Origin of the sequence: Azospirillum endophyticum, from assembly GCF_016595245.1 — a bacterium.
Lineage (GTDB): Bacteria > Pseudomonadota > Alphaproteobacteria > Azospirillales > Azospirillaceae > Azospirillum > Azospirillum endophyticum.
On sequence record NZ_JAENHM010000078.1, the window covers coordinates 1 to 25,333 of the forward strand.

Below are 25,333 nucleotides of genomic sequence, written 5' to 3' on the forward strand. Positions count from 1 at the left end.
GAACAGCGCCGCAAAAGGCGCCATCCACCGTTCAAGACTGTCTGGAACGGGAGACATGACAAGGCTCCGCTGGTTGGAACCCTGGGGTCAACCCGACTGGAACCAGAGGATCACGATGACCGTGGACGCCATGCTGGAGCGTATCGAGAGCTTCAATCGTGCCCGAGGCGGCGGCGTGACGTTGCGCAAGGTCGCCCGTGGTTACACCCTCCTCAGCCAGCGCACCGGTGCCCCTGTCGCGAGGTTCAGGATCACAGGCGACGACGACAAGGTCCAGGTTCTCTGGTGGAACGGCGAACGATGGGGAGCATCAGGGCCATTCGGCATCGCAACAATGCCGCTCGACCGTGCTCTCCAACACGTCGCAAATGAGCCTCATTTCTGGATACACGCCTGACGCAAAAACGCAAATTGGCCAAAGTCGAGCTGAGGTCCGGGTGGAAAGCCCGATCACTGTCAACGACACCAATGTGATCATCGCTGCGGCGCTGCAAGGGCTCGGCTTTGCTTATATGCTGGAAGATGTCGTCGCCGATCATGTCGCAGCTGGCCGCTTGGTGCGCGTGTTGGAAGACTGGTGCCAACCCACTTCGGGCTTTCACCTTTATTATTCCGGACGTCGCCATATGTCCGCGCCGCTGCGGGCAATGATCGATTTTCTCCGACCGACGACCACGCTATTCGCTAATCCAGGCGCCACGGATTAAGTCCTGTTGATATTCATCAAGTTGCTAGCACTACTTGGGTGATGGCGTGAGGCGAGGGCTGTTGTGCACCTCAGGGGATGACCTGCACTGGAGGCGGTCATGCTGGAGGTCCGGACATGGGAAGCCTAGTTGGACAGTTGGCTGGAACCATTCTTGGATGCTCTGGGACACAAAGCCCGTCGGCGCCGGGCCATGGTGGATATCTGCGGTCGATGCGGCCGCACGGAACGCAAGAGCGTACAGCCGATCGCGGCGGAGTTGACGCCCAGTGTGAATGGCGCCCAATTGGGACCCCCTTAATTTCCATTATTAACAACGCCATTACGTGCCGATCACCTGCAGACCCCTGCGCCGATTTATAAGCAGGGCGGCGGCGGTACCGGACGGAAACCAGGCAACCGACAGCGTCCTTACGATTAGATAAGCTGAACCGAACTGTCGACAGTTTATAGTACAGACATGCTTGCCAAGGCTAAAAAGCCGGTGTAACTGTTGACATAACGGTGCTGTTTAGCCCACTTCAGGCAAGACCCGAGCGCAAGGAGCCCGGAATGATCCTCGATCTGCTACTCACGAATGCGCTTCTGGTCGAGCCCGGCGTTGGGGTGACCCCCGGCGCGCTCGGGGTGAAGGATGGCCGCATCGCCGCCCTGTTGGCCCCGGGGACAACACTACCGGCCACCGAGACCATCGATTGCCAGGGGCGCTGGGTTATTCCCGGCCTGATCGATCCTCACGTCCATTTCGGTTTCGGCTCTCCCGAAACCGATTTCCTGACCGAGTCCCGGTCGGCGGCTCTAGGCGGCGTCACGACCATCCTGTCGTTCCATCGCCAGAAGGATTTCCGAGAGGGATTCGGCGCCGTGATGGCGCGGGCGACCGAGCAGAGTTGCATCGATTTCGGCTTTCATTTCGGCCTTACCAGCCAGTTGCACGTCGATACCCTTGCCGATGTGTCGAGCCGCTTCGGCGTGGCATCCTACAAACTCTACCTGATGTACAAAGGCCAGGCGGGGCTCGCCCAGGGCTTCACCGAGATCGACGACGCCCTGATGTACGCGGCCTTGCGCGAAACCGCTGCGATTCCGGGTGGTGTGCTCGGCATTCACTGCGAGAACGTTGAGGTCATTCCGCTGCTGCGCGATCCGCTGCGCCGGGCCGGCCGCAATGACCTCGCCGCCTGGGATGAGCAAAGCCCTGATTTCCTGGAAGCGGAGAACGTCCATCGCGCCTGCTATTTCGCTGCGCGAACTGGTTGCCCGATCAACATCGTGCACCTGAGCAGCCGCGAAGCGTTGGACGAAGTCCGCCGACATCGCGCTAGCCGGTCGGCGGCACCGATTTATGTCGAGACTTGCCCACAGTATCTGTTCCTGACGCGCGAAAGCCCTGCCGGGACCTTTGCCAAGGTCAATCCACCGGTGCGTTCGCAATCCGACGTCGACGCCCTGTGGGAAGGCGTCCTGGACGGCACGGTAACCACGATCGGTTCCGATCATGTACCGCGGAAGCGCACCACGAAGATGAAGGATATCTGGGACGCCTCGAACGGCTTCCCCGGAACGGCCACCATCCTGCCGATCATGATCCATGAAGGCTATCACCGCCGCGGCGTGCCGATCGAACGGATCGCCCAAGTGACCAGCACCGCCAGCGCGCGGCTTTACAATCTTCCGACGAAAGGCCGCCTGTCGGTCGGCTGCGACGCCGATCTCGCGATCGTCGATCCGGACCTGGAGCGGACCGTCGATGCAGCCGATTTGGAATCCTTCGCCGACTATTCCCCCTATGAAGGCATGACCCTCAAGGGCTGGCCGGTGATGACTTTTTCGCGGGGGCGCAAGATCGTGATCGATGGGCAAATTACCGATGAGGCCCGCAACCAACCGGGCGGACGATATATCAGGCGCGACCATCAGGGAGCATGATGACGATGGTCGGACAGCCGCGCCAAGACATCCGACAGCACTCAAAGGCCAAGGTCTGACGATGATCCCACTCTTCCTGCTGACGGGTTTTCTTGGAAGCGGCAAGACGACCCTACTGTCCCGTCTGATCCGGTCGGACGGGTTCCGTGACACCGCGGTGATCATCAACGAGTTCGGCGCCGTCGGTCTGGACCACGTGCTCGTTGCGAAGGGCGAGGAGAGCCGGGCCCTGCTGCTTGACTCGGGCTGCCTGTGCTGTGCGATGGACGGGTCCCTCGCCACCACGCTGGAGCGGCTGTACTATGACCGCGAGCGTGGCGAGATCCCGCGGTTCGATCGCGTGGTGATCGAAACTTCGGGCCTTGCCGAGCCGGGGCTGATCGTCAACGCGCTCCACATCGATCGCTTCATGGCGCGTCGCTTTTCCCTTGCCGGCATCATCGTGACGGTCGACGCCGTCTTTGGGCCCCGGCAACTCCAGGAATTCGTGGAGGCGAGCGTCCAGCTCGCGATGGCCGACCGGGTCATTCTGACCAAGATCGATCTCGCCGACGCGGACCTGCGGGAACAGGCCAGATCGGCCATCCGCGCCCTCAATCCCCATGCGTCCCTGTTCGAGGCGGCGGGTGGCAACCTGGACGCCGCCCGGTTGCTCGATACGTCCGGGCTCCGCGGCGATGGCCTTGCGGATACCCCCCATGGCCACGAGGATGGACATGACCATCATCATGAGCATGACCACATCCACGCCCACGGCATCGCGGCCAGGGTTCTGCACTGTCCGCAGACCGTTTCGTGGACATCCTACGCGGACTGGGTGCGGTTCCTTCAGAGCGGCCTGGGGTCCCGCCTTCTCCGCCTTAAAGGGATTCTCAGGTTGGAAGACGGTCAGCCCCATGCCGTACACGGCGTCCAGCATTTGTTCAGTCCGCCCGAGACGCTGTCCGCTGCAACCCCGTCCGAGATCATCGGCAATGTCGTCCTGATTGCCAGGGATGTTGGCGACGACGAGATACAGGCCGCGGCACAGCTTATCGGCGCGGCCGTCATCCGAGCGTGAGGCGAGTGGCCGGCGGGCAGCATCCTGCCGCGACCGCTTCACCCCGGCGCCGGTTCGACGCCGGAGGACACGGTGGTTGCAAAAGACTGAAAACGGCCGAGCCGGTTGGGGTCGCTGAACAGAGGGGTCAGGCCGACAGCAGGGCGCGAGCGCCCTGGCCGAGCAGACTTTGCGCCAGACGTGCGCCGAGAAGCGATGCGTCCTCGACCGGCCCGTGAACGCTACCGCGAACGTCGGTCATCGCGGAACGGCTGCCGACGAACCCCTCCAGGCGCAGCTGACCATGCGAGATGACCGAACAGGCGCCGACCGCCGCCCCGCAGCCGGCCGCCAGACCCTGTAGGAAAGCGCGCTCGGCCAGGACGCGGCTGCGGCCCTCGGCATCGTCGAGGCAGGCGACGATATCCGCGACGGCGACGTCCCCTGCCCTCACCTCGATACCCAGCGCGCCTTGCCCGGCGGCCGGCATCATCACATCGGGAGCCAGCGGCATCACATGAGCAGGTTTCAGTCCTAGCCGCTCCAATCCGGCTTCGGCGAGCACGATCGCATCGAACGCGCCGTCCTCCAGCCGTGCGAGGCGCGTGTCGATGTTGCCGCGTAGCGGACGGAAGACGAAGTCGGACCGCTGCCGGGCGAGCTCGTAGGCCCGCCGCTCGCTCGTCGTTCCGACGACCGCGCCGGGCGGCAGGTCCGCAAGTCCGCTCACCGGCTTCCGGGTCAACAGCGCGTCCCGATCACTCGGGCGGGCCAGGTAAGCCACCAATTCGAAGCCGTCGGGGATGACGGTATGGAAGTCCTTGATGCAATGCACGGCGAGATCGGCCTCGCCGCGCGCCATCGCCTCCTCCAACTCCTTGATGAACAGCGCCTTTCCTTCGACTTCCCGGAGCGGTCGGTCGACGATCGCGTCTCCGCGCGTCCGGATCGGGTTGATCCTGACCTCCAACCCGGCATGCTTGGCGATCAGGGCGGCGCGCACGAATTCGGCCTGCCAGACGGCGAGACGGCTCGGCCGCGTCGCGATGGTGATGGTTTTCATGATGGGCGCCCTCAATTGACCCCGAACGCCCGTTCAACCCCGAGGAGCTTCTGCAGGAGCACGATCAGGCCGAATGCGAACAGGATGAGCAGAGTAGAGATGGAGGCGATCATCGGGTCGACCGCGAAGTCGATATACCGATAGATCCGAACCGGCAGAGGCATCAGGTCCACCCCCGAGAGGAACAGGGAGACGGTCGTCTGGTCGAACGAGGTGATGAAGACGAAGATCAGCGCCGCCATGATGGACGGCATGATCGCCGGAAGCGTCACCCGCAGGAGGGTCCGCAGCTGTCCGGCCCCGAGGCTGGTCGCGGCCTCCTCCAACGCCGGGTCGAGCCCGGTCAGGCCCGCTCCCACCGTGCGGATCACGTAGGGCACGGTGATCAGCACATGGGCGACGAGAAGACCGGCAAGCGACGAGTCGACATGCGCGAGGTGGTAGAACTGCAGCAGCGCCACGCCTGTGACGATGGTCGGCAACACCAACGGCGACATCAGAAAGCTCCGGAAGAGGCTCGACCCGATGAATCCGAACCGGTGCAGGCCGACGACGGCGGGAACGCCGAGCAGCATCGCGCCCAGACTGCAGAGGACCGCCAGCAGCACGCTGAACCCGAAGGATTCCATGAAATCATGCTGGTGGATGAGCATCGAATACCAATGCAGCGTAAACCCGACCGGCGGAAACGTGACATAGGGCGTCTCGGTGAAGGAGCCGCCCATGATCACGATCAGAGGCCCGATGATGAACAGCACGACCAGCCAGGCCGCGATATCGATGATCTTGTCCAGCATCGCGTCAACCCTCCCTGAACAGACGGCCGTGCAAGGACATGACGCCGATGTTGATCACCAGCAGGATCATCACGAGCGTGGCACCGACCGGCCAGTTCATCGCATAGGTGAATTTCTCGTAGATGACCGTACTCACGGTCGCGACCCGGCCGCCGCCCAGCAGGATCGGTGTGACGAAGGCGCTGATCGCCAAGCTGAACACAAGCAGCGAGCCGGCGGCGATGCCAGGAACCGACAAGGGCAGCACCACCTTCCAAAGAATCCGCGCCCGCGTCGCTCCCAGGCTCTCCGCCGCCTGGAGCAGCGCGGGATCGATCCGCTCCAGAATTCCGACGAGACTGATCACCATCAGCGGCAGGCTGATATGGACGAGCCCGATCAGCACCGATGCCAGGCTGCCGTTCATGCCGAGCGGCGCGGAGATCAGCCCGATGTCGAGCAGCCACGTGTTGACGATGCCCGTGTCGCCTAGCAGGACCAGCCAGGCGTAGGTCCGCACCACCAGATTGATGAGCAGCGGTGACAGCGTGATCGCGATCAGCACGCTTTTCATCGTGGGACGGGACCGGGCGATCTTCAGGGCGAGCGGATATCCCATCAGCACGCAGATCGCGGTGACGAGCACGCCGATCCACAGCGAACGCGCGATGAGGGCGACGTAATAGGGGTCGGTCATCACGGCGACGTAGTTGGCGATGGTGAAGTCGGGGATGTACAGTCGCGTCGAGCTGAACCGGTGGAAGCTCATCCTCAGCAGCACCGCATACGGTGCTACCAGGAAGATGAGGTAGAACAGGGCGACCGGCCCGAAATGCCACCAGAGAGGTGAAGGCCTGAAGCGCTGCGCCCTCACCGACGGCAGCGTAGACCGGAGCGTGCTTGTCTCGGGCATCATTCGACGGTCACCAGCCGGCAATGCGCCATGTCCGCGCTGGCATGGACCCGCATGCCCACCGGATAGGCGGCCCCTTCCTCGGGCGGGACATGTGCCACGATGGTCCCCAGCGGGCTGTCGATCTCCAGCGCCAGGGTTGCCCCGAGGAACCGGCGCGCCTTGACGGTCAGGCCGTCGTTCACCGCGGGACGCAATGCGACCTTGTCGAACGGAACCTGCACCGCCGCCTGGGGAGAGCCCTCCCCGCGGACATGGATCACCGATCCCGGCGCAAGTTCGAGCTGCAGCACGCCGCTTCTGAGCGGTTCCAACGGCCCGCGCAGCAGATTGCCGCCGCCGACGAAATCGCAGACCCATCCGGTCTTCGGCTCCTGAAACAGGCGCTCCGGCGTGTCGACCTGGACGATGCTTCCGTCCTTCATGACGACGATGCGATCGGCCATCGACATCGCCTCCTCCTGGTCGTGCGTGACGAAGACGGCGGTGATGCCGAGTTGTTTCTGCAGGCTCTTCAACTCGGTCTGCATCTGGACGCGCAACTGCTTGTCGAGCGCCCCGAGCGGTTCGTCCAACAGGAGGAGGTCCGGCTCGATGACGATGGCGCGGGCGAGGGCAACACGCTGCTGTTGGCCGCCGGACAATTGCTTGGGTCGCCGTTCAGCCATGGCGGAAAGCCCGACGAGCGCCAGGGCGCGCTGGGCGCGCTCCGTCGCCTCGCCGCGCGGAAGCTTGCGGCATTCGAGACCGAAGCGCACGTTCTCCAGCGCGGTCATGTGCGGAAAGAGCGCGTAGGATTGGAACACGATGCCGATGTTGCGCTCGCGGGCCGGCAGGCCGGCGACGTTGCGGCCGTTCAGCACGACGGTCCCGTGGGCGGGATGCACGAAACCGGCGATGGTCCGCAGCAGTGAGGTCTTGCCGCAACCGGACGGACCGAGCAGAGCCACGAATTCACCGCGTTCGACGGCGAGGTCGATACCCTTCAGAGCATGGAACTCGCCATATCGCACGTGAAGGTCCGACGTGCTGAGGGCGGCACCGGGACGCGCGCGCGCCGGGACGCCATCGGGAGAATGGGCGGGTGAGGTTGCCATGTTGGTCACTCTAGGCCATGTAGGAGCCGCCATTGACATGCAGCAGCTCTCCCGTGATGAATGATGACCTGTCGGAGCAGAGGAAGACAACGGCGTCACTGACCTCCCGCGCTTCGCCCATGCGCCGCAGGGGGATGGTGCCGGCGATCTCGGCCAGCCTCTCCTCGGAATGTCCTCCCCGCGGCTGGGCCGTGTCGACCAGGCCGGGGGCCACCGCATTGACGCGGATGCCGTAAGGGGCCAGTTCAAGCGCCATCGTCCGCGTCAAACCGACGAGACCGGCTTTGGTCGCACTGTAATGGGCGCCGCGCGGCGACCCGCGCAACGCCTGCGAGGTGATGTTGACGATGGCGCCGCCGCCGCAGTCGATCATGACCCGCGCCGCAGCCTGGGCACAGAAGGCGGCCCCCTTCAGATTGACCGCGAAGACCTTGTCCCACTCGCCCTCCGTGATTTCCAGGAAGGGCGAGCGGGGGAAAATTCCGGCATTGTTGACCAGCACGTCGAGCCGGCCGAACCGGTTGCGCACCTCCTGGACCATCGGCGCCGCCTGGGCGACGTCGCTGACGTCGCCACGCACCAGCAGGGCCTGCCGCCCGTGCTGACGCACCGTCTCGGCCGTGGCCTCGGCCTCCGCCTCGTCGTCCAGCCAGTTCACCGCGACGTCGGCACCTGCCGCCGCCAGGGCTGCCGCGCACATGCGCCCGATCCCCTGCTGAGCGCCCGTCACCAGCGCGACCCGACCGTCGAGCGCCCCGTCCCAGCCCGGTGCGGCGCCGCTGCGCGATGAAACCACCATTGCTGCCTCCTGACCCGTCGCGCCGTTAGCCGGGCGACTATTGACCGTATTTGCTGGATAGAGTCTCGACCGACAGAAGGCGCCGCTCCAGCTCCTGGAGTTCGGGGAAGCCCATCAGCGCCCAGATCTCCTCGATGCCGACGAGCAGGTCGGGCCGGTCGACCGGCTCGCCGGTCTCGATGACGCCGCGCATGGCGGCCAGCGCATTCTTCATGCCATGGATCGCCGCTGCCGGAAGCATGCGTGGCAAGCTGACCCGCCGCACGCCGAGCGCCTTGAGCCGCGACAGCGGGATCAGCGGTGTTGTCGGCCGCGAGCGGATGCCGAAGCCCATGTTGACTGAGACCGGCACCGGACCCGCTGCCTCGACGATACGGGCGACCTCCTCCTCGGACCGGATGGCGTCGGGAAAGATCATGTCGGCGCCCGCCCGGACATAGGCGCGCACGCGATCGAGCGTGCTCTCCAGCCCTTCGATAGCGAGACCGTCGGTGCGGGCGACAATGGCGAACTCGTCGTTGCGGCGCGCCAGGCAGGCCGCCTCGATCTTCTTCACCATCTCATGCAGTGGGACGACCACCTTGCCCGGCATGTGGCCGCAGCGCTTCGGGCTTAGCTGGTCCTCGATGTTCACCGCCGCGACGCCGGCCGCCTCGAACTCGCGTACGGTGTGGAACACGTTGACGGGGTTGCCATAGCCGTCGTCCGCATCGGCGGTCAGCGGGATCTGGATGCTCCTGGCGATGTTGCGGCAATGGGCGAGGTTCTCGGCCAAGCCCATGATGCCGACATCTTCGATCCCGAGAACGGCATTGGCGATGGCAGCCCCGCTGGTGGCGGCGGTGCGGAATCCGGCCGCCTCGACGAGGCGCGCACTATATCCGTCGTAAACGCCCGGCGACACGATCAGGTCTCCCGAGCGAAGCAGGTCTCGGAACGCCCGCGGTGCGGGCGTCGCGGTTTTTTGGTCGAGGATCACGATCTCATCTCGCAGAAGCTGGCCGGCGGATCGCCTGGCCGTGAGGTCTGAGGGAAGCTTAGTCGGACCCGATCCGTACTGTCAACACTTATGGGGCGACCTTTGCAGCCGCCCCCTCCAGGTAGTGGTGGATTTGCATCCGATGCGGTAAAAGAGTGTCAAGCGGCAAGCCCGCAGGCAGTGAAACAAGCGGAAGGGTGGATGACAATGAGCGTGGCAGCGGAGCGCGATGCTCAACCCCTCGGCGAAAAGCTCTTTCAGCAGATTGTCGACATTATCAATTCGGGCGAAATCGCCCCTGGTTCCGAACTGAACGAGGCCGCGCTGGCACAGCGCTTCGGCGTCAGTCGTGGCCCGGTCCGCGAAGCTGTCCGGCGCCTTCAGGGTATCGGGCTGATCTCCCGCGAACCCTACATGCGCGCGCGGGTGATATCGCTGGAGACCCGCGAGGTCATCGAACTTTTCCAGATGCGCGAAGCATTGGAGGGAATGGCCTGCCGTCTAGCGGCAGAGAACATGAGTTCCGAAGAGGCCGCGCGCCTTCTGGCCGACCTGGAATCCGATCGCAATTCATGGACGACCGGTCAGCCAAGCCGGGCATTTGACTTCCACAGCCGGATCGTCGAGGCCTGCGGTAACCGGCGCATCATCGAATCCCTGAACGGCGACCTTCACCAGCTCTTCCGGCTCTACCGACGCAAGTCCGGCATGGACAGAGCGAGAAAGATCGCAGCCTACCAGGAGCACTGGCAGATCCTGAGAGCAATTATCAATCGGGATCCCGAACTGGCCGAGTCCATGATGCGCTCTCACATCGCACGGGCCTCCGCCAATCTGGCGCGGACCGACGACGCCGGGGTGCCGCAGATCAACTGGTCGGGAACGCCCGGCCAGGGCTGACTCGGAAGGCCGCTCTTGAACTGTTGACACTTTGCATGCTAATCATGCCACTCCAAACCGGGCACCGTACCCGTGGTGCGTCCGTCACAGAGGGAAGATCAGCATGTCGGAACTTTTCATCGTTGGGCTGGGTGGTACGATCCGGCAGGGCTCCTCGTCCGAGAGCGCGGTCCGCGCCACACTGGAAGAAGCCGCGAAGCTCGGAGCCCGGGTGCGGATGTTCGCCGGCCCGGATCTGGAAATGCCGATGTACGCCCCCGACTCTCCCGAGCGCAACGAGCGGTCGCAGACCCTTGTCGAAGCCCTGCGCGCCTGCGACGGGGTTATCATCGGCTCGCCGGGCTATCACGGCGGCATGTCGGGCCTGATCAAGAACGCGCTCGACTACACGGAAGACATGCGTGCCGACGGCCGTGTCTATCTGGAGGAACGCAGCGTCGGCTGCATCGTCACCGCCGCCGGCTGGCAGGCGGTGGGAACGACGCTGACATCCATGCGCTCGGTCGTCCATGCCCTGCGCGGCTGGCCGACCCCGTTGGGTGTCGGCATCAACACGATCGCCGTCAAGGCTTTCAATTCCGAAGGACGCTGCATCGACCCCGCGGTCGCGGGCCAACTCCGCACCCTCGCCCAACAGGTCATCGCCTTCGCACGGGCCGCCAAGCTCGTAGCGGCCGCCTGATCCTGGGTGCGGTCGATGGACTTCATCGACCGCACCCTCAACGGGGCTGGAGGTTGGAGGTTTGTGCGGCTCCGACCTCGTCGCTGCGGCAGTCTACGCCCGGGCCACCGCGACGCATTTGATTTCCACCAACAGCCCCGGATGGGCAAGTTCGGACACGCCGATGGCGGTCCAAGCGTAGGTGCCGCGCGGGAAGACTCTGTTCTTAACCTCCCGGAAGACCGGCATGTGGAGCGCGAGCCCCACATGGTAGGTGGTCATGTCGACCACGTCGTCGAAGGTGCAGCCCGCAGCCTCCAGGACGACGCGGAGATTCTCCCAGGCGGCTGCGAATTGCTCGGCCGGATCCGGAATGACCTCGAGCTCCCGGGTGCGGCCGACCTGACCGACCACGTAGACGGTGCGCCCGACCTTCACGGCCGGCGCGTAGCCGGCCCGCTCGACGATGCCCCGCATGGATTCGGGGACGATAATTTCACGGTCGCTCATGCTTGCTCCTAGGCAACTTTCTCCAGATCGGGCTACAGGCCCGGCCTGGAGAAACCTGCGGACACTATGGTTTTGCAGGTTTTCCGAGCCCGCCCATGTGTGGGCGGAGTTCGGAAAACCTGCTTAGGCGTTGCGGTGCGCCGGCGTTTCACGACGCGGCCGGCGTCGGAAGGTCGGTGCGGACGGGAAGACCGGCCAGATAGGCTTCAACCTCGGAGCGCGGAATGACATCCGCGTATTTGCAGTTGAGGTCGAACAGGTTGATCGCGTGGCTGGCCTGGAAACGGTCGAAGGCGGTCTCCTCCGGAATGACGACCTTGAAATTGAAGGAATAGGCGTCGACTGCCGTCGCCCGCAGGCACCCGGACGTGGTGCAACCGGTCAGGATCAAGGTGTCGATATCGAAGAAGTTGAGGTGGCTCATGAAGATCGTCCCGAAGAAGCAGGACGGCTTGCGCTTTCCGATGCGGATGTCCTGCTCACGCGGGGCGAGCGGCTCGACGGTCTGCGTCGCATGGGTTCCCTCCAGCACGGTACGCTCGCTGCCCCGGTGGTTCTTGCCCACCTGCACGCCGCTGTCGATCAGGTCCGGACGGCGCGCACTCTCCGTGTAGAACACCGGGATGTTCTTTTCCCGGGCCAGGTGGAGGAGCGGTACGATATGTTCGACCGCGGCCCAGGCCTCTGCGCCGCAATGGGTGCGGTATTGCTTGAGCCCTTCCAGAATGTCCTCGGGCTTGTCGCCGCAGAAATTATATTGCACGTCGATGATGAAGAGCGCCGGACGGGTGCCGAAGCCGCCGCGCTTCCCATAGCCGGCCTGTGCATAGACCTGGTTGTCGCGTTCGGTCAGAAAGTCGTCCCAGATACGCTTGCTCACGTCGTTGCTCCTTGAGAATGGCAGGTTTGCCCGAAATCGAAATTCACTGATGGCCCGGATTCGGCTGCCCGGCGTCCTGGCCGAGGCAGCTTGCCAACATCGCGGCGAAGATCCCGCCCTGGCGCAGGCAGTCGCGCTCGGTCCCGGTGGTCATCGCCGCGGTTGCTTGGAAGATTGTGGTCCCGCGGCGATGGCGGGCGGTGATGGTGGCCGGTGCGGTTCCCTCGATCGCCTGCGCCAGCCCGTCGAGGTCGAACGTCTCGGTCCCGTCGAGGCCGAGTTGGAGCCAGCCTTCGCCCGGCTGGAACTGCAGAGGAAGGACGCCCATGCCGATGAGGTTCGCACGATGGATCCGTTCGAAATTCTCGGCCAGGACCACGCGCACACCGAGAAGGGCAGAGCCCTTCGCCGCCCAGTCACGGCTCGATCCCATGCCGTAATCCCGGCCACCGAGGATCATAAGAGGAATGCCGTCGGCCCGATAGGATGCGGCGGCTTCGTGGACCGGCACGATCTCGCCGTCCGGCAACAGCCGCGTCCAGCCGCCTTCCCGTTCCGGCACCAGCAGGTTCTTGATGCGCAGGTTCGCGAAGGTGCCGCGCGCCATGACCTCGTGATTGCAGCGGCGCCCCACATAGGTGTTGAAGTCGGCCGGCGCGATGCCGAGCTGGGAAAGGTAGCGCCCGGCGGCACCATCGGGAGGAATCTCCCCGCTCGGCGAGATATGATCGGTCGTGAGTGAATCGACATAGGCGCCGAGCACCCGGACGCCATGCAGTCGGTTCGGAAAGCCGGTCCGCGACCGCTCCCGGGCGAGTTGGAGGAAGGGGGGCTCCAGCAGATAGGTCGAAGCCGGATCCCAAGGGAAACAGGCTCCCTCCGGCGTCTCGAGCGCATCCCACAACCGGACGCGCTCCGGTGTGCCATAGACGTCTGCAAAGAGGGACGGATCGTTCGCAACGCCGAGCAGCGCGGCGACCTCGGCATCGGACGGCCAGAGGTCGCGCAGGAAGACCGGCCGGCCATCCCTGCGCCGTCCGATCGGCGCGCTGTCGAGATCCACGTCGATGCGCCCGGCAAGCGCATACGCCACCACCAGCGGTGGCGAGGCGATATAGTTCGCCCTGACATGCCGATGAATCCGGCCCTCGAAGTTGCGGTTGCCCGACAGCACGGCCGCCAGGACGACGCCGGCCCGGTCGGCCAATTCGGCCAGCGTGGCGGCGATCGGCCCCGATTTCCCGCCGCAGGTCGTGCAGCCGTAGCCGACGACACCGAAGCCGAGCTGTTCGAGCGGACCGAGAAGCCCAAGCGTCTCCAGATATCGGGTGACGACGCGGGAACCGGGAGCAAGCGAGGTCTTGACCCAGGACGGCACCGAAAGCCCGGCCGCGACGGCGTTCCGCGCCAACAGTCCGGCCGCGATCATCACCGCCGGGTTCGAGGTGTTGGTGCAGGCGGTGATCGCCGCGATCGCCAGGGTCCCATGATGGATCTCGACCACCGCATCCCCAAGAGGAATGGCGGCACGGACCGTCGGATCGACGCCGAAGCCCCGCTCCCCCGGCGGCCGGTCGAGCCTTGCCCTGAAATCCTGGGCGACGTCCCGGAGATCCAGCCGGTCCTGAGGCCGGCGGGGGCCGGCGACGCTGCGCGTCACCATGGTGAGATCGATCGCGATCATGCGGCCGAAGACCGGTTCCGGAGCATCGGCATCGCGGAAAAGATCGTTCGCCACGGCGTAGGCCCGGACGAACTCCGCGTGGCTGCGCGAGCGCGTCGTCGCCAGATAGTCGATCGTCGCGGCATCGATCGGGAAGAAGCCGGCCGTGGCACCGTATTCAGGCACCATGTTGGCCAGCGTCGCCCGTGCCGGTACCGGCAGAGCGGTGACAGCGGGACCGCTGAATTCGATGATCGTGCCCACCACCCCTTCCTGCCGCAGGCGCTGGGTGACGTGGAGCACCAGATCGGTCGTCGTCGCGCCGGCGGGCAAGCTCCCCTCCAGCCGGACGCCGACGAACTCCGGTATCGGAAAATCATAGAGCCCGCCGAGCATCGCGGCCTCGGCCTCGATGCCGCCGACCCCCCAGCCCAGAACCCCGATCGCGTTGATCATCGGCGTATGGGAATCGCCGCCCAGCACGAAATCCGGAAAGGCGAAGCCGTCCGGCCCATCGTCGCGCGTCACCACGCTGGCGATATGTTCCAGATTGACCTGATGGATGATGCCGGTTCCCGGCGGAAAGATCCGCACGTTGCCGAAGGCCGATTGAGCCCATTTCAGAAACCGGTACCGCTCCCCGTTGCGTGTGAACTCACGCTTCATGTTGACACGCATCGCATCGGGGCGCGCCGAGACGTCCACCTGCAGCGAATGGTCGACGATGACATCGACCTGCGTCAGCGGTTCGACGGTCGCCGGGTCGAGCCCGGCCCGTGCAACCGCATCCCGCAATGCCGCGAGGTCGAGAAGGACCGGCAGGCCGCTGGAATCGGGCAGGATCACGCGCTTGACCTGCAGCGCGGCATTCTCGCCCTGGTGCTCTTCCCACCAAACAGCCCTTGCGACCTCCGCAGGGCCAATACCGGACCGTCCCACCCTTGCACCGCGGGCCAGGTTCTCAACCAGAACGCGGCAGGCGTAGGGAAGGGTCGAGATGTCCCGCCCGGCGGCCGAGCAGGCGGCGGCGATCGACTCGATCCGGACCACCGATCCGTCGGCAAGCCGCAGTTTGGCGCCAGCCGCCGCAGTCATGATTGCACCCCCGCCGCAGCGGGGAGCGTAGGCAGACGCCAGCCGGTCAGCGCCTCGACCGTCGCCCCCGCCCGCAGAACGGTCGCCTCCTCGAAATAGCGTCCGACGAACTGAACCGAAAGGGGCAGGCCCGAAGCGCCCAGGCCGACCGGGACACTCAGTGCCGGATGGCCGCTCAGGCTGAACGGATAGGCCTGGATGACCGACGGGGCACTGAACGGATCCGGCATCGCATCGAGCCGCGGTGCCGCGGCGAGGTTGCAGACGGTCAGCAGCAGGTCGAACCGGGTCAGCGCCCCGTCGACCGCGGCGGCCAGTTCGCGCCGCAGCCGTTGGGCCTGGATGTAGTCGGCGGCGGTAATGGTCGCACCGAGCGTGATGCGCTGCATGGCGAGCGCGCTGTAATCCTGGGGGCGGGATTTCAGGTCCTGTTCATGCACGGCATAGGCCTCGGCCGTGAGGAGGACCCGGCCGCAGGTGCTGAACAGCGGGTAGTCGGGCAACGTGACGTCCTCCACGGTGGCGCGGGCCTCCCGCATCATCGCCTCGACCCGTCCGATCGCGGCGATGACCTCCTGTGTGACGCCTTGGGCGGTCGCGAAGAATGCCCGCGGCACGCCGATGCGCAGTCCTGCAACGCCGTCGCGCAGCGACCGGCGAAAGTCCGGCACCGGGACGTCCGCACTCGACGGATCGAGCGGGTCATGACCCGCCAGAGCCTGCAGCACGATCGCCGCATCCTCGACCGAGGCGGCCAGCGCGCCGCAATGATCCATTGAATAGGCCAAGGGAAACGCGCCGCGCCGGCTGACCCGGCCGAATGTCGGCTTCAGGCCGGCAAGGCCGCACAGGGCGGCCGGGCCGCGGATCGACCCTCCCGTATCGGTGCCCAGCGCGAAGCGGACCATCCCGGCGGCCACGGCCACCGCGGAGCCTGACGACGATCCCCCGGTCATGTGCGCCGCGTTCCAAGGGTTCAGCGGGGCCGGAAATGGCAGATCCTCGGTCGGCCCGCCGAAGGCGAATTCGTCGGTGGCCAGCTTGCCCAGCAGGATCGCACCGGCCAGCCCGAGCCGCTCCACGACGGCCGAGTCCGCTTCGGCGCGATGGTCCAGCCGAAGCCTGCTGTGGCAGGTGGTGGGCAGCCCCGCCACATCGTAAACATCCTTCACCGCGTAGGGGATGCCATGAAGAGGCCCGCGGTCCCGACCGGCTTCCAACTCGGCATCGGCTTGCCGGGCGGCGCGCAGCGCGGCATCACCAGACAGATGGATGAACGCATGCAGGGATCCGTCGATGTGCTCGATGCGCTCCAGCGCCGCCTGCGTCAGCGCGACGGCCGTGACCTCCCCGGTACGAAGGCGACGCCCGGCCTCGGCGATGTCCAAGGCATGGAGGCCGGGTACCGGCACGCCGGCCTCGCTCATGGCTCACCCCGACGTCGCACCCGATAGACCGCAGCGGGTTCGGCAGCGGCGTCCCTCGGTTGGCGCAAGAGCGCCATGCGCCGCTTCAGATCCTCATAGCCGGCGACCAGCGCCGGCCGTCGATCGGGGGGAACCGTGATGCCGGCGCGGGCCATGGCGTGGTCGAACTCGGCGCCAGCCCCGTCTTGGTCAAAGGCCGGCGAAGACCAATCTGACATCAATCACCTCAAGGGAAGAACTAGGCATAGTGTTTACAGTTTGGCCGCAGGCACCCTCGACCCTTGCCGATATCCTGCGCTTCCACGCTGCAAACGTCAAGCATGAGGGAGGTGAGCGGCGGAATAGTGTTGACACATTGGCGAGGCTTGCGCATGGTGATCCTCGCCTCCCCTGGCAGGATCCGGCAGTCGGCCGTATCCACCGGCAGGATGGAAGTGCGATCGAACATGGAGGATCAGCGTGAGCTCGTTGCCCAGGGGTGAAGTGTTGGCCTCGACGACACGACGTAACGTTCTGGTCGGCGCCGCATCGGCCGCCGCTTACGCTGTCCTGGGCAAGCCCGCCCTCGCCCAGGAGCGCCCGACTGTCACCGTCACCACCTACGGCGGCATCTTCGAGAAGACGATCCGCGAGCGCGTGATCCCTGACTTCGAGGCCAAGCACCCGTTCAAGGTCAACCTCGTCGTTAGCGACGACGGCGACGTCCTGGCCAAGCTCGTGGTCGCCCGCGGCCGGCCCCCCTTCGATGCCGTCATGATCGACCACGAGACGGCGATCATGATGAACGAGGCGGACCTGCTGGCCCCCGACCAGTCGGCCAAGCTTCCGCGTGTCGCGGAAGCCTACAAGAGCATGGTGCCACCGGCCTGCGCCGTCTACGGCATGACGATCTACAAGTTCGATCTCGTCTACCGGACGACCGCCTTCCAGACTCCGCCGACGTCCTGGAACGATCTCTGGCGACCGAACCTCACGATCGGGGTGCCCTATGTCGGCCAGCCCTATGGCATGACCTTCCTTTACCTCGCGGCCTTGTTGAACGGCGGCAGCGCGTCCAATCTGGATCCGGGCTTCGCGGCGATCAAGCGGCTGTCCCGATTCAAGATCTACAGCAATGTCGGCCAGGGCCTCACCCTCTTCCAGCAGGGTGAGATCGACGCCGCGTTCTACTATGCCCATCGCGGCCAGCAGATGATCGCGATGGGCCTGCCGGTCGCCCGCGCACAGCCGCGGGAAGGCGTCTATGCTCAACGCACCGGCGTCCAGATCGCCAAGGGCGCCCGCAACATGGCCGGCGCCCTTGCCTGGGTCGATTTCTGCCTGTCGCCAAGCGTGCAGGGGCCTCTGGCCGAGCAGTTCTACAGCCCGGCCAACAAGACGGTGCCGATCCCGGCCGACAAGGCGCAGTATTTCGTCACGGGCGACGAGGCCGTGGCCCAGCTCATCGATCCGCCCTGGACGGAGCTTCTCCCCCAACGCGATGCCCTGATCGAACAGTGGCGCAAGGAGATCGGCTGATCATGCAACTCGGATTTTGGACGCCGCTACCGCACATCGTTCAGGCTGAACCGGCGATCGAAAAAGCCGTGAGCGATGCGGCACGCTCCGGCATCGTGCAGCCAGACCGTTTTCTGGAATTCGCCATCGAGGCCGTCACGCGCGCCGAACGCTGCGGCTTCGAGGTGACGCTCGTCGCGGAGCGCTGGCTTGGACCGGATCACGCCTCCTGGATCCTAGCGACCGCGCTCGCGTGCGCAACCAGGACGATGGAGATCATGGTGGCGGTGCATCCCGGCATCATCACTCCCCAGGTCGTCGCCAAGATGGGCGCCACGCTCGACCGCATCAGCGGTGGCCGCTTCAGCACGAACATCGTCAACGGCTGGTGGCCGGAGGAGATGAACGTCTTCGGCAACGGCGCCTGGCTTCCCAGCGGCGAGGAGCGGTACCGCCGCATGGACGAGTTCGTGCGGGCCATCCGCAGCCTGTGGACGGAAAGCGAGCCGCGCCTCGACGGCCGGTTCTTCCAACTGGACGGCACGGCGCTTCCGCTGCGCCCGGTACAGTCGCCCTGCCCGCCGATCTACGCGGCCAGCCGCTCCGACGAGGGCAAGGACACGATCGCGCGTTCCTGCGACTGCTGGTTCGCCGAATACGACACCGATTTCCGCCTCTACGAGGCCAACCTCGACAAGATCCGCGCGGACATCGCGGACATGCGCGAGCGGGCCGCCCGGCACGGGCGCACGTTGCGTTTCGGATTGAGCGCCCATGTGATCACCGCAGCCGACAGCGCCGATGCGGTCCGCCAAGCCGAGGAACTGGAAGAGTATGGCCGGCGTGACCGCGTCGCGCTGACCGCTGCGAAGTCGCTCGGAGCCGGGCTGATGGGAACGCCCGAGACGGTCGCGTCCCGGATTGACACCTATGCCGAGATCGGAATCGATCTCGTCATGCTGCGCTTCCATCCCACGCTCGACGGGTTGGAGTCCTTTGCGACGAACGTGATGCCTCTGGTCACGTCGCTCAACCGGGCGAAGGCCGGCGCCTGACCGGTTCTCCCTGACCGGATCTCTTGGAACGGGCCGCCGCACCCTGCGCCGGCCGATGATCGAAGGAAGGACCGGCCCGCCGCCACAGTGCCACGCGGCCGTCCAAATCTCGGAGCCAACATATGCAGTTCGGGTTGTTCTACGAGCACCAGCATCCCCGGCCCTGGACCGAGGGGTCGGAGCTCCGCCTGTACCAGGACGCCCTCGACCAGATCGAACTGGCGGATCGGATCGGATTCGACGTCCTCTGGGAGGCGGAACACCACTTCCTTGAGGAATATGCCCACTCCTCCGCGCCCGAGGTTTTCCTGGCGGCGTGCTCGCAGCGGACCAAGCGGATGCGGCTCGGTCACGGCATCACCCTGATGCCGCCGAACTACAGCCATCCGGCCCGCGTCGCGGAACGCATCGCGACACTCGATCTCGTGTCGAACGGCCGCGTGGAGTGGGGAACGGGCGAGTCCGCCTCGATGATCGAGTTGGAGGGTTTCGGCGTCGACCCAGCGCTGAAATCCGCCATGTGGCGCGAGGCGACCGAGCAAAGCGCCAACATGTTGGCGATGGACCCCTACCCCGGCTTCAAGGGTGAGTATTTCGAAATGCCCTGCCGGAGCATCGTGCCCAAGCCGGTCCAGCGCCCCCACCCGCCCATGTGGGTCGCCTGCTCCAAGCGCGAGACCATCCATCGCGCCGCGCGCAACGGGTTGGGCGCCCTCGCCTTCGCCTTCGTCGAACCGGAAATGGCGGCGAAGTGGATCGCGGAATACTACGACATCATCAAGTCGGAGGAATGCGTTCCCCTCGGGCACACGGTCAACGCGAACGTCGCCCTCGTCAGCGGCATGATGTGCCATCCGGACGCCGACGAGGCGGCCCGTCGCGGCCTGGAAGGCTTCAAGTTCTTCGGCTACGCGCTCGGCTTCGTCGGCCTGTATGGAGAGTTGATCCCCGGCCGCACCAATATCTGGGAGAGCTTCCAATCGGTCAAGGACACCATCCCGGACAACGCCGGCCGCGGCGGCATCGGAACGCCTGACCAGATCCGCGACCATTGCCTGCGGTACGAGAAGGCTGGGCTCGACCAGCTCGTCTTCCTCCAGCAGGCCGGCCACAACAGGCACGAACATATCTGCCAGTCGATGGAGCTGTTCGGCTCGGCCGTGATGCCGGAGTTCAAGGCGCGGGAAGAAGCCCGGCAGAAGGCAAAGGCGGAAGAGCTGGAGCCGTACATCCGTGCCGCGCTTGCCCGCAAGAAGCGGATGGCGCCGCTTGCCGACCACGAGATCCCCGGCATTCTTGCAGGGGGCCGGCGCTCCGCGGCCGGTGGCGAACAGCGCAAGTCCAATTTCTCCGACCGCGCGCTTGCCATTCCCACCAGCAACCCGCACGGCTGAGGCAGCCGGCTGCGTTCAGAAGAAGAGCGAGGCGTTCAGTGCCAGACGGTTCGAAGGATGCGATATCCGCGGCGATCAGCAGCCCGGCGGAACTCGTCGAGGAAGCGCGTGCCGGGCGGATGGTGATCCTCGTCGACGACGAGGATCGCGAGAACGAAGGGGACCTCGTCATCCCGGCGCAGTTCGCAACGCCCGATGTCGTCAACTTCATGGGACGCCACGCCCGTGGATTGATCTGTCTGGCGCTGGCCAAGGCCCGCGTCGACGCCCTTGGCCTGCCGCTGATGGCGCAATCCAACGGAACCCGTCACCAAACGGCATTCACGGTGTCGATCGAGGCCCGCGAAGGGGTGACCACCGGCATCTCCGCACCCGACCGGGCGCGGACGATCGCCGTCGCGATCGACCCGGAGTCCGGACGCAATGATATCGTGACGCCGGGCCACGTCTTCCCGCTTGTCGCGCGTGACGGCGGTGTGCTTGTCCGTGCCGGTCATACCGAGGCGGCGGTGGACCTCGCACGGCTTGCCGGCCTGAACCCGTCCGGTGTGATCTGCGAGATCCTCAAGGAGAACGGCGAGATGGCGCGATTGCCGGACCTCGTCGCCTTCGCCGGCCTTCATGATCTGAAGATCGGTACGATCGCCGACCTCATCGCCTATCGCCGACGGTCCGAGAAGCTGGTTCGCCGCGTGGCGGAGACGTCGCTGACAAAGATCGAGGGCGGCGACTGGTTCGCCACCGTCTACGAGGACACGGTCAACCGGACCGAGCATCTGGTCCTCAGCAAGGGCGTTCTCGCGGGCGACGCCCCACCGCTGGTGCGGGTCCATGTGACGGACGTGCTGGGCGACATGCTGGGCGGGCCGGCGCCCGGCTTTCTGCACGCCGCCATGCGCGAGGTCGCCCGCGAAGGCCGCGGTGCGATCGTGCTTGTCCAGGAGGGGCTGGAGGGAGGTCTCTCGCGCCGGGTGCTGGCGCTGGACCGTAACCCCCGCATGGTCACGTCGCTGCGCGATTACGGCATCGGGGCGCAAATCCTGGCGGATCTGGGCATCACCCGAATGGTCCTTCTCAGCAATACGCACAAGTCCGTGATCGGCCTGCAGGCCTATGGCCTGCAGATCGTCGAGCAGAGAACCCTCGACGTGGACATCGAGTAAGTCGAGTGGGCAGAGGCCCTTCAAGGCATCACGTTGCGGCTGGACATGACCGGGATTGAACCGTCGGCACTTGCGCCGAAGTCCGTTCTCAGGGCGATTTCGGGCCTGCAGCATGGCGAAGCCGTTGCGATCGAAGCGGCGGACGGCAGCCTGCACATCGCGATCCATGCCGGAGCCGACGGTGCAGGCGCCGTCTCGCGCCTGTTCAGTCGGTCAACCGGCCATCCGGTGTTGGTATTGACGTCGGCACTTGCCCGGACGCTTGGTCTGCCCGTCGCGCCGTCGACCGGTAGAGCCGTGGTCCTGGCCGGATGGGCCGACGTCACCGCCGACCCAGGCGCGATGCTGGTCCGAACGGCGCCCGCAGCGCCGACGTCATGGCGCGGCGACCTGACGCTACAGACGGCGCCGCCCGGTTCGGGTGAGGCGCTCGCGGTCGATCTTGCGATGCTCGCCCGCCTTCCCCCCATGCTGGTGGTGGCGGAGATCAGCCCGCCACCGGTTCCCCATGTAGACGAATGCGTCCCCGCCGGTCTCCTGCTGGTCCGTGCCGGCGAGCTCGCCGCCTGTACCGACAGGGCCTGGCCGTTACATCGGGTGGCGGAGGCCCAGGTGCCGCTGCTGAACGCGGAGGTTACCCGGATCGTTGCTTTCCGTCCGGCCGACGGCGGATCGGAACATCTGGCGGCCATCGTCGGCGACCTCGATCCGGCGGAACCGGTCCGCACCATGGTTCGCTGGAAGCATCCCGCGAGGGATCTGCTGCAATCGTTGCAAGGCGCCGATGACAATGGACTTCGTCGCGCGGTCCGGACACTGTCCGCATCCGGCGGGGGCGTCCTGATCACCCTTTCCCCCGGCGGCCACCACGGTTCCCAGGCCGAGCACCTGTTCGCCACGGCTCAGATCGGCGATCTGAGCGACGCCGACATCGCGCAGTCGATCGGCGCGCAGTCGATCGGACGGGCACGCTGCTGGTCCAGCCGGCATGTCCTGGCGATCCTGCACCAGCTCGGCTTTGCGCGGGTTCGCTGGATGTCCGTGTCCGATTAGACAGCCGGATTTCTACACGTCACGAATTGCAAGGCGGCCATCCCAACGAATGTCCGCCCGCTTTGCAACGAAGCCCCCGGCGGTCCGTCTCACCGCCGGGGACATTCGGTCCCGGTTCCGGCGATCGCCGCCGTTCAGCCGGCGCGCATCCGGCCGACCAGCGTATCGACCTGCAAGCCGAGCGAGCGCACCTCGTCCGCCACTGTGGTCGAGGCGTCCAGCACGCGGTGGGCGGACTGGCCGGATTCCGCGGCGGCCTGCGCCACCAGATCGATGGACTTGCGGACATGCTGGCTTCCGCCCGCGGCCTCGCCGACGTTGCGGGCGATCTCACGGGTCGCGGCACTCTGCTCCTCCACCGCGGCGGCGACCGTGGCGGTGATCTCGTTGATCTCGCGGATCGTGCCGGCGATGGCCCGGATGGCGTCGACCGCCTCCTGCGTCACCGCCTGCATCGCCTGGATCTGGCCGGAGATCTCCTCCGTCGCCTTGCCGGTCTGATTGGCGAGGCTCTTGACCTCGCTGGCCACCACGGCAAAACCCTTCCCGGCTTCACCGGCGCGGGCCGCCTCGATGGTGGCGTTCAGGGCCAGCAGGTTGGTCTGGCCGGCGATCGAGTTGATCAGCTCGACCACCTGTCCGATCTTGTTGGCGGTCTGCGCCAACCCTTCCACGGTACGATCGGTGCGGGCCGCGTCGTCTGCCGCCTGCCGGGCGATCCGGCTGGAAGCGGTGACCTGGGTGCCGATCTCCTGGATCGAAGCGGACAGCTCCTCCGTCGCCGCGGCCACCGCCTTGACGCTGCCCTCGGCCTGTTGCGAGGTGCTGGCTGCCGTCGCCGCTTCGCCCGAGGTGGTTTCGGCGTTGCGGCTCATCCGCTGGGCCATGTCCTGCATCTCGCCGGCCGCCCGGCTGACGCGGTCCAGCACGGCGCGGACGCTGGTCTCGAAGTTCTCCGCCATCTCGACCATGGCGCGACGGCGCTCCTGGCCTGCCCGGCTGCGTTCGGCTTCGGCACGGGCGTTGGCCTCGGCCGCCTTGTTGGCGGTATCGCGGAACACGGCCAACGCCTCGGCCATTTCGGCGATCTCGTCGCCGCCGCCGCTCGGGATGGCGGCGCCGAGATTGCCGCCGGCGATGTCCCGCATGGCATTCGACAACAGGCTGATGCGGGCGACGATCATCCGGCCGACCACGATCCAGGCCAGCGCCGCAGCGCCGATCAAGCTGCCCACCGCGAAGAGGATCAGCATCGTCCGGCCGGTGGCAATGGCCGCCGTGGCGCTGGCCGAGGCGCTGTCGGCTTCCGTCTTCATCTGGGAGATCTGCTTGTCGACCACGGCCGCGAACTGCAACGCGGTCTGGCGGTTCCGGGCGAGGACGCCGGCATTCCCGGCAATCGCCTCCAGCTCCGCCTTGCGCAGGTCGAACAGGCTGTTGGCCCCGGTGCCGAAGCCGATCATCGCATCGATGGACTTGGCGAGCGCCCCGCCTTCTCCGTCACGGCCGATGACCGTCATCCGTTCGTTCACCGCCGCGACCGCATCCTGATATCGTGCCGCCAAGGCGTTCAGGCGGTCGAGATCGGGCGCCTGCGCCGCCTCGCTGAGAGCGCCGGACAGGATATTGCCGTAGGCGGCGACCTCAAGGCAGGCCTGGAAAGTCTCAAGCCCGACGCCCAGCAGGTCCCGCAGGGACTCCCGGATTTGCCGGCGGACGTTGGTGTTGGACAGCTCGATCTCGTCCTTGGCCCGCGTCGTCGGGGCATCGAGCCGTGTCAGGAGCTCCTTCTGGAGCCTCTGCATGGCCGCGACCCCGTCGACCACCTGGGCATTGGCGCGGAAATTGTTGGTGTCGGCTGCTTCGACCAGCTTGCGGCGCAACTCGAGAAGCCCCTTTTCGCTGTCGCCGAAGACGAGAAAGCTTGCCATCGCATCGGAAAAATCCTTGTCGACGGCGGGTCCGAGCTGTGCCATCGCGTTGGTCAGCCGGACCGCTGCTTGCTGGAACAACTCTTGCTGTGGTCCGATGCGTTCGGGGGTCAGGGCCACGCTTCCGCGCGTCAGGGCATCGGCAGCCAGCGCGATATCGCCGCGCATTTCGAACAGATTGACAAGTGCCCGGGCGGTTCCGTCGAGCGTATCGAGGTCACGTTGCGTCGATCTGTCGAGCGCAATGCCATTGTCCTGCAACTTCTTGCCGGACGCCTCGATCAATGGACGCAGAACGGTGAGAAAGCGCTCATACTGCCTCGCGAGGTCCGCTGTTGCGGTTTCCCGCCTGCTCCGGATGTCGAGGCGCCGGTGGACCGCCGCGTTCTCCGCCTCCAGGGTGGCGATCAGCTTGGTCGCTTCATCGCGGACATCGGCGACCAGCGGATCGGCCGGACGCCGTCCGGCAAGCTCGCTCACCAAGCCTTGCAGGCTCTGCCCGCGCGCCATGATTTCACCGAAGACCTGGTTGCGGACGTCCTGGCTTTCCACCGCTTCGAGCGTCGGGGCCGCTGCGGCGATCGCGCCGCTTTCCCCAGACAGGCGCTTGGCCAGCTCCATCTCCGGCAGGCTCGTCTCGACGATGCGCGTGAACGGAGCCTGGACCGCGGAGAAGGACATCAGTCCCACGACGCTGGCGGCAACCGTCATCCCCGCCATGCTGAAAAAGGCCAGCAGGAGTTTGAAACGAATACCGAAACGGGCAATACGGAAATTCGAGCAAGGCTCAACCATGAAACTCG

General features: G+C 65.9%; 22 protein-coding genes and 1 pseudogene. 12 read left to right on the forward strand and 11 right to left on the reverse strand.

The window, feature by feature from the left end; translation table 11 throughout:
- The 5 genes and pseudogenes from JHL17_RS32225 to JHL17_RS32240 all read left to right on the forward strand — a co-directional run.
- The coding region (locus JHL17_RS32225) for a hypothetical protein (RefSeq protein ID WP_211113656.1) at positions 1-397 on the forward strand (397 nt) is incomplete at its 5' end.
- The gene (locus JHL17_RS32230; RefSeq protein ID WP_247893973.1) at positions 369-707 is read left to right on the forward strand and encodes a LysR substrate-binding domain-containing protein; all 339 of its coding nucleotides are present in this window, start codon (positions 369-371) and stop codon (positions 705-707) included. The genes JHL17_RS32225 and JHL17_RS32230, both read left to right, overlap by 29 nt.
- Before the next feature lie 129 nt (positions 708-836).
- A pseudogene (locus JHL17_RS38060) lies at positions 837-974 on the forward strand (IS701 family transposase); the annotation flags it as partial.
- A 284-nt stretch (positions 975-1,258) separates the two neighbouring features.
- Complete coding sequence (locus tag JHL17_RS32235; RefSeq protein ID WP_200198753.1) at positions 1,259-2,635, forward strand: dihydroorotase; 1,377 nt, start codon at positions 1,259-1,261, stop codon at positions 2,633-2,635.
- A gap of 61 nt (positions 2,636-2,696) precedes the next feature.
- Complete coding sequence (locus JHL17_RS32240) at positions 2,697-3,695, forward strand: CobW family GTP-binding protein (protein WP_200198754.1); 999 nt, start codon at positions 2,697-2,699, stop codon at positions 3,693-3,695.
- Between the two features lie 127 nt (positions 3,696-3,822).
- Here JHL17_RS32240 and hemC read toward each other — a convergent pair whose 3' ends face one another.
- From hemC to JHL17_RS32270, 6 genes are read right to left on the reverse strand one after another with little or no spacing between them, the layout of a single operon-like run.
- Entirely contained in the window at positions 3,823-4,737 is a 915-nt protein-coding gene (gene hemC / locus JHL17_RS32245; RefSeq protein ID WP_200198755.1) for a hydroxymethylbilane synthase, read from the reverse strand.
- A gap of 11 nt (positions 4,738-4,748) precedes the next feature.
- Positions 4,749-5,534 (reverse strand): ABC transporter permease, encoded by a 786-nt coding sequence (locus JHL17_RS32250; RefSeq protein WP_200198756.1) that lies wholly within the window; start codon positions 5,532-5,534, stop codon positions 4,749-4,751.
- A gap of 4 nt (positions 5,535-5,538) precedes the next feature.
- Positions 5,539-6,429 carry an ABC transporter permease gene (locus JHL17_RS32255; RefSeq protein ID WP_200198757.1) on the reverse strand — a complete coding sequence of 297 codons (891 nt, stop codon included), beginning with the start codon at positions 6,427-6,429 and terminating at the stop codon, positions 5,539-5,541.
- Positions 6,426-7,523, reverse strand: a complete 1,098-nt coding sequence (locus tag JHL17_RS32260) for an ABC transporter ATP-binding protein (RefSeq protein ID WP_200198758.1) — start codon at positions 7,521-7,523, stop codon at positions 6,426-6,428. Before JHL17_RS32260 ends, JHL17_RS32255 begins: the two co-directional genes overlap by 4 nt.
- 10 nt (positions 7,524-7,533) lie before the next feature.
- Complete coding sequence (locus JHL17_RS32265) at positions 7,534-8,322, reverse strand: SDR family NAD(P)-dependent oxidoreductase (protein ID WP_200198759.1); 789 nt, start codon at positions 8,320-8,322, stop codon at positions 7,534-7,536.
- A 37-nt stretch (positions 8,323-8,359) separates the two neighbouring features.
- Positions 8,360-9,301, reverse strand: coding sequence for an isocitrate lyase/phosphoenolpyruvate mutase family protein (locus JHL17_RS32270; protein WP_200198760.1), 942 nt, complete (start codon positions 9,299-9,301; stop codon positions 8,360-8,362).
- Positions 9,302-9,508: 207 nt separating this feature from the next.
- Between JHL17_RS32270 and JHL17_RS32275 the strand changes: the two genes are divergently transcribed.
- The gene (locus tag JHL17_RS32275) at positions 9,509-10,201 is read left to right on the forward strand and encodes a GntR family transcriptional regulator (protein ID WP_200198761.1); all 693 of its coding nucleotides are present in this window, start codon (positions 9,509-9,511) and stop codon (positions 10,199-10,201) included.
- A 103-nt stretch (positions 10,202-10,304) separates the two neighbouring features.
- Positions 10,305-10,883 carry an NADPH-dependent FMN reductase gene (locus JHL17_RS32280; RefSeq protein ID WP_200198762.1) on the forward strand — a complete coding sequence of 193 codons (579 nt, stop codon included), beginning with the start codon at positions 10,305-10,307 and terminating at the stop codon, positions 10,881-10,883.
- Positions 10,884-10,976: 93 nt separating this feature from the next.
- Here JHL17_RS32280 and JHL17_RS32285 read toward each other — a convergent pair whose 3' ends face one another.
- From JHL17_RS32285 to JHL17_RS32300, 4 genes are all read right to left on the reverse strand, one after another.
- Complete coding sequence (locus JHL17_RS32285; RefSeq protein ID WP_200198763.1) at positions 10,977-11,372, reverse strand: RidA family protein; 396 nt, start codon at positions 11,370-11,372, stop codon at positions 10,977-10,979.
- Between the two features lie 148 nt (positions 11,373-11,520).
- Complete coding sequence (locus JHL17_RS32290) at positions 11,521-12,252, reverse strand: isochorismatase family protein (protein ID WP_200198764.1); 732 nt, start codon at positions 12,250-12,252, stop codon at positions 11,521-11,523.
- A 43-nt stretch (positions 12,253-12,295) separates the two neighbouring features.
- Positions 12,296-15,010 carry an aconitate hydratase AcnA gene (acnA, locus tag JHL17_RS32295; protein WP_200198765.1) on the reverse strand — a complete coding sequence of 905 codons (2,715 nt, stop codon included), beginning with the start codon at positions 15,008-15,010 and terminating at the stop codon, positions 12,296-12,298.
- Entirely contained in the window at positions 15,007-16,437 is a 1,431-nt protein-coding gene (locus tag JHL17_RS32300) for an amidase (protein WP_200198766.1), read from the reverse strand. Before JHL17_RS32300 ends, acnA begins: the two co-directional genes overlap by 4 nt.
- A gap of 459 nt (positions 16,438-16,896) precedes the next feature.
- Between JHL17_RS32300 and JHL17_RS32305 the strand changes: the two genes are divergently transcribed.
- The 5 genes from JHL17_RS32305 to JHL17_RS32325 all read left to right on the forward strand — a co-directional run bounded on the left by JHL17_RS32305 (position 16,897) and on the right by JHL17_RS32325 (position 22,599).
- Positions 16,897-17,955: an extracellular solute-binding protein gene (locus JHL17_RS32305; protein WP_200198767.1), complete on the forward strand. Its 1,059-nt coding sequence runs from the start codon at positions 16,897-16,899 to the stop codon at positions 17,953-17,955.
- Positions 17,934-18,989 carry an LLM class flavin-dependent oxidoreductase gene (locus JHL17_RS32310; protein ID WP_200198768.1) on the forward strand — a complete coding sequence of 352 codons (1,056 nt, stop codon included), beginning with the start codon at positions 17,934-17,936 and terminating at the stop codon, positions 18,987-18,989. Before JHL17_RS32305 ends, JHL17_RS32310 begins: the two co-directional genes overlap by 22 nt.
- Before the next feature lie 122 nt (positions 18,990-19,111).
- A complete protein-coding gene (locus JHL17_RS32315) occupies positions 19,112-20,383 on the forward strand; it encodes an LLM class flavin-dependent oxidoreductase (RefSeq protein WP_200198769.1) in 1,272 nt (423 codons plus the stop codon).
- Positions 20,384-20,421: 38 nt separating this feature from the next.
- A complete protein-coding gene (gene ribB / locus JHL17_RS32320; RefSeq protein ID WP_345773924.1) occupies positions 20,422-21,546 on the forward strand; it encodes a 3,4-dihydroxy-2-butanone-4-phosphate synthase in 1,125 nt (374 codons plus the stop codon).
- Positions 21,547-21,579: 33 nt separating this feature from the next.
- The gene (locus JHL17_RS32325; RefSeq protein WP_200198771.1) at positions 21,580-22,599 is read left to right on the forward strand and encodes a hypothetical protein; all 1,020 of its coding nucleotides are present in this window, start codon (positions 21,580-21,582) and stop codon (positions 22,597-22,599) included.
- A 134-nt stretch (positions 22,600-22,733) separates the two neighbouring features.
- On the opposite strand, the gene JHL17_RS32330 is transcribed toward JHL17_RS32325, so the two are convergent.
- The gene (locus JHL17_RS32330; protein ID WP_247893974.1) at positions 22,734-25,241 is read right to left on the reverse strand and encodes a methyl-accepting chemotaxis protein; all 2,508 of its coding nucleotides are present in this window, start codon (positions 25,239-25,241) and stop codon (positions 22,734-22,736) included.
- Positions 25,242-25,333: the final 92 nt, after the last annotated feature.

Bases quoted from the DNA above. Each gene is read 5' to 3' on its own strand.
- JHL17_RS32255 (WP_200198757.1), bottom strand. From the start codon at position 6,429: ATGATGCCCGAGACAAGCACGCTCCGGTCTACGCTGCCGTCGGTGAGG.
- JHL17_RS32250 (WP_200198756.1), bottom strand. From the start codon at position 5,534: ATGCTGGACAAGATCATCGATATCGCGGCCTGGCTGGTCGTGCTGTTC.
- JHL17_RS32260 (WP_200198758.1), bottom strand. From the start codon at position 7,523: ATGGCAACCTCACCCGCCCATTCTCCCGATGGCGTCCCGGCGCGCGCG.
- JHL17_RS32315 (WP_200198769.1), top strand. From the start codon at position 19,112: ATGCAGTTCGGGTTGTTCTACGAGCACCAGCATCCCCGGCCCTGGACC.
- acnA (WP_200198765.1), bottom strand. From the start codon at position 15,010: ATGACTGCGGCGGCTGGCGCCAAACTGCGGCTTGCCGACGGATCGGTG.
- JHL17_RS32300 (WP_200198766.1), bottom strand. From the start codon at position 16,437: ATGAGCGAGGCCGGCGTGCCGGTACCCGGCCTCCATGCCTTGGACATC.
- JHL17_RS32240 (WP_200198754.1), top strand. From the start codon at position 2,697: ATGATCCCACTCTTCCTGCTGACGGGTTTTCTTGGAAGCGGCAAGACG.
- hemC (WP_200198755.1), bottom strand. From the start codon at position 4,737: ATGAAAACCATCACCATCGCGACGCGGCCGAGCCGTCTCGCCGTCTGG.
- JHL17_RS32285 (WP_200198763.1), bottom strand. From the start codon at position 11,372: ATGAGCGACCGTGAAATTATCGTCCCCGAATCCATGCGGGGCATCGTC.
- JHL17_RS32330 (WP_247893974.1), bottom strand. From the start codon at position 25,241: ATGACGGTTGCCGCCAGCGTCGTGGGACTGATGTCCTTCTCCGCGGTC.
- JHL17_RS32265 (WP_200198759.1), bottom strand. From the start codon at position 8,322: ATGGTGGTTTCATCGCGCAGCGGCGCCGCACCGGGCTGGGACGGGGCG.
- JHL17_RS32230 (WP_247893973.1), top strand. From the start codon at position 369: ATGAGCCTCATTTCTGGATACACGCCTGACGCAAAAACGCAAATTGGC.
- JHL17_RS32275 (WP_200198761.1), top strand. From the start codon at position 9,509: ATGAGCGTGGCAGCGGAGCGCGATGCTCAACCCCTCGGCGAAAAGCTC.
- JHL17_RS32235 (WP_200198753.1), top strand. From the start codon at position 1,259: ATGATCCTCGATCTGCTACTCACGAATGCGCTTCTGGTCGAGCCCGGC.
- JHL17_RS32280 (WP_200198762.1), top strand. From the start codon at position 10,305: ATGTCGGAACTTTTCATCGTTGGGCTGGGTGGTACGATCCGGCAGGGC.